Here is a 4,002-nt window from a genome sequence, read left to right on the forward strand (position 1 = left end):
CGGATTTGGCCATTTTTTATGATTCTTTTCGTTGAATAGCTCGCTATTCGCCTCAAATAATCATAAAAACTGTCTCAAACCGGACTTTTTCTCGCTACGGTCGGCTAAGTCCGACAGGCTCCTAGCCGCTCGCACTTTGCGTCCCCTCAATTTATTGTACTTGCCCATAGCCCAACGAATCAGTGTTTCTTCCACGTAATACAACACCTTCTTCAGTTCTGAAGGGTAGAATTTACCAAAGTAATTGATCCACCCCTGAACATAGGGATTGATCAGCTTGGCTATTTCTGGAAGTGAATACCCTGAACGTTTTGTGGGAATAGCAAGCTCTCTTATGGTGTCCCTTATGTGCTGAGCAGATGCTCTGCTAATTGCGGGAAGAAAGCCAACAAAATAATTCCCATACCGACTACGAACTAATCTGGGTCGGAAGGTATAACTCAGAAAATCAAACGACGTATGTTCATGCTTCTCTGGCCTCCCTGTAGCTTTACAGTAAACCAGCTTGGTCTTCACTGGGTGCAATGTAAGACCACAGTCGAGTAAACGACCTCTTACTGCTTCCAGTACCGACTCCGCTTCTTGTTTACTGCAACAGTGGATCAGCGCATCATCGGCATAACGTTCAAACCAGACATTTTGGATATGACGCTCAAGCCAATGATCAAACGCATAATGCATGAACAAATTAGCCAACAACGGACTTATCACTCCACCCTGTGGAGTCCCTATTCCCGTTGGACGCTCAATTCTCTTACCTTCTCTATCTTCAACTGGAGCTTGTAACCAACGCTTGATGTACAGCAATACCCAAGGTTCCTTTATGTGGTGCTCTACTGCTTGCATCATGAGCTTGTGATCCAGATTATCAAAGAACCCCTTGATATCAAGACCAATCACCCATTCTCTTTGCCAGCAGCGTTTTCGGGCCACCGCCAACGCTTGACGCGCTGAACGGTTTGGCCTATAGCCATAAGAGTTTTCATGAAACACAGGCTCCACTAATGGCTCCACTAATGGCTCCACAATAAGCTTAACCACGGATTGGGCTACTCGGTCTGCTACTGTCGGTACTCCCAGCGGTCTCGTGCCGCCATCTTTTTTCTTGATGTCTGCACGCATGACGGGGGGAGGAAAGTAACTGCCCGAGGACATTCTATTCCATAGTTTGTACAGGTTGCCGCTTAAGTTGTTTTCAAAATCAGCCAGAGACTGACCATCAACACCAGCGGCTCCCTTATTGGCTTTCACTCTCAGCCAGGCTTGCCAAACAAGCCTTTTAGAAATTGTGAACGGTTTTGCTTCAGTCATAGATTCATTCCAATCGCTGGTTGATCTACTCCTTCCGCTGGATAAGTCAGTCCTTTCGCTCCACTTCCATTACAGAAGCTTCATCACTACACCGGACTGATCCTCCCCTGTGCTCTGTATTGGTACTCAAAGCCTCCACAGTTCATCTGCTTGGCTTGCTCCCTTCACATCAGAGCGACAGGCTCCCACGTTCCGCAAAAGAGCCTAAAGTCAGTTCATGCCACCTATATGCCGGGCACCGCTCAGACAGTAACTGGATAACCTCTGAACTTATCATGGAGCCGTTCTGCTACCCCATTTTTGATACCGAGAATCAAACTTACGACACGTCCTCAGTGGTTCACTTTCGTTCATCTCCTGACTTCATACCTGACGCAATCTAGTTGCGCCTTATCCGTAACGCTCACCACCCTGACTCTTTATCAGCGCAGCTTACGGTGGTTTGGTAGCTGCTTCCAGAAGCCGCCACCGGAGGACCTACCTCCATCTCAATTGCAGTTACGAGCAGACCGACTCTGCTCTCGTGTCACACCAGAACGACCATGAAGATGGACATGCTACGCTGCAAAAGTCCGGAAATGGTGAGAAAAGAAATTTCAGTAAACCTGCTGGTTTACAATGTAATACGCGCCCTTATGGGCAAGGCGGCAGAACATGTCCGGAAAACGCCCAGAGAGATCAGTTTTAAAGCGACACAGGAAACACTCGTATCCTTCCATCAGACGTTGCTGGGAGCATCCGGCAACTGGCTCGAAGAGAAGATTGCCAATATGCTGGAAATAATAGCCCAGCATGTTGTTGGCAATCGTCCAGGAAGGTTAGAACCGAGAGCTGTAAGAACCGAGAGCTGCAAAGAGACGACTAAAGCCGTATAAAAGACTACAGCACCCAGGAGCACAGGCGCGCAGACTCAAACAATACCAAGGAAAAGCGGCTTAAGTCAGTGCCATTGTCCTTTAGGTTCATTTCATATTGGAGAAGGCTCATATTGGAGAAGGCTCATATTGGAGTCTAAGCTAAGAGCCTGAACGAGAGAACATTTCTACAGTCGTACATGGAGCAACACAAATCATGCGTGCAATTACACTACTACTGTTGTTGGTTTTTCAAACCGTCAGTCTGGCATGCATAGAGGGTCATCTACGCCTGGCCGAAGGCGTGTATCGTAAACCCGTAACACCGTTTCAAGGATTGTTGCAAATATGTCGGAATGGCGAATGGCACACCTTCTGTGGAGACGACTTCACTTCTCAACATGGCGAAATAGCTTGCCAGCAACTCTTTCCATATCAAAACTTTCCAGATCAAAACATAACGTACCTCACTGCCCTGCAGAATTCGATGTATCAAGGACACGAAGATTTGGGCGTTTTAAAGATCGGAGTGTGTGTCAACAACACATCTCTGATGGAATGCGATATGGAGGATACTTCGTATGACTGTGGACATACCAAAGACGTGGGATTGAATTGTCGGAGTTGTTATAATGGTATTAGTGGTATTAATGTAGATATTTGCTTAGATTCTCTTACTCCTGTACAAAATTCAACATCTGCTGCATGCACAACAGAAGGACATCTGCGTCTAACCGAAGGGGTGTTGGCTTCACCAATATCTCGCTATGAAGGATTGCTGGAAATATGCCGGAATGGAAAATGGCATACCATCTGTGACGACGACTTCGTTGAGCGATATGCCGAAATAGCGTGCCAGCAACTCTTTCCAGATCACAACATAACGCACACCACTCGTTTTTTAGAATCGCTGTTTCGAGGAAACAGCGATTTAGGCATCCTGGAAATCGAATGCAGCGACGACGCCACCTCTCTGGCTGAATGCAGTATGAGTGATGCCAGGGTGAGCTGTGGTCATTTAGAAGACATAGGATTGAGGTGTTATGTGGACAATGGATGCACGCACCTGGACAGCAGACTGAGCGAAGGCGAGGAAGGGTGGGTTGAAATGTGCAGGGACGGCACCTGGCAGGGCGTTTCCTCTGTAAAATGGGGTGCTAACGAAGCGGCCATCATGTGTAAAAAAATAAAGAGGCCACTGCTACGGCTCACTGAAGTGAAAAATAGATCAGGGTCACCCAGCCTGGTGGAGTTCTACAACATGGACTGTGACAATGAAGACAAAGATCTAAAAGAGTGCCAATTTAAGGTAGCCAAGAGGTATCCTCAAAAATTTTTCATATCAGACAGGGATAATGTAGACAGGGATAATGTAGACAGGGAAATCGCCGCTTACGTCCAATGCTTGCAAGATTCAACATCAACATCACCTACCCTTGTGCAAGACTCAACATTTTTTATCCCTACTCCTACTCTTGCGCAAGACTCAACATTTTTTATCCCTACTCCTACTCCTACTTTTGCGCAAGACTCAACATTTTTTATCCCTACTCCTACTCTTGCGAAAGACTCAACCCTTCCCATGAACTGTACGATCAACATCATTAATGATGCGGTCTCAGCGGCCCACACCCTTCCTGACAGTGAACGGATACTAGAGACTTGCATATTACTCTGCTTTATTCTTGTTACCTACATGTAAACTAAAACCTAGGAGTCTGTCGGACTTAGCCGACCGTAGCGAGAAAAAGTCCGGTTTGAGACAGTTTTTATGATTATTTGAGGCGAATAGCGAGCTATTCAACGAAAAGAATCATAAAAAATGGCCAAATCCGGC

General features: G+C 46.5%; 3 protein-coding genes. 2 read left to right on the plus strand and 1 reads right to left on the minus strand.

Features of this window, described 5'->3' with window-relative positions; genetic code table 11:
• Window positions 1-60: 60 nt before the first annotated feature.
• The gene (gene ltrA, locus ACR2PX_RS07470) at window positions 61-1,311 is read right to left on the minus strand and encodes a group II intron reverse transcriptase/maturase (RefSeq protein WP_433998728.1); all 1,251 of its coding nucleotides are present in this window, start codon (window positions 1,309-1,311) and stop codon (window positions 61-63) included.
• Window positions 1,312-1,865: 554 nt separating this feature from the next.
• On the opposite strand from ltrA, the gene ACR2PX_RS07475 reads away from it, so the two are divergent.
• Together ACR2PX_RS07475 and ACR2PX_RS07480 are read left to right on the plus strand one after the other, a co-directional pair.
• Complete coding sequence (locus ACR2PX_RS07475) at window positions 1,866-2,186, plus strand: hypothetical protein (RefSeq protein ID WP_433998729.1); 321 nt, start codon at window positions 1,866-1,868, stop codon at window positions 2,184-2,186.
• A 196-nt stretch (window positions 2,187-2,382) separates the two neighbouring features.
• A complete protein-coding gene (locus ACR2PX_RS07480) occupies window positions 2,383-3,867 on the plus strand; it encodes a scavenger receptor cysteine-rich domain-containing protein (protein WP_433998730.1) in 1,485 nt (494 codons plus the stop codon).
• Window positions 3,868-4,002: the final 135 nt, after the last annotated feature.

Origin of the sequence: Endozoicomonas sp. (genome assembly GCF_051008435.1) — a bacterium.
Taxonomy (GTDB): Bacteria; Pseudomonadota; Gammaproteobacteria; order Pseudomonadales; family Endozoicomonadaceae; genus Endozoicomonas_A.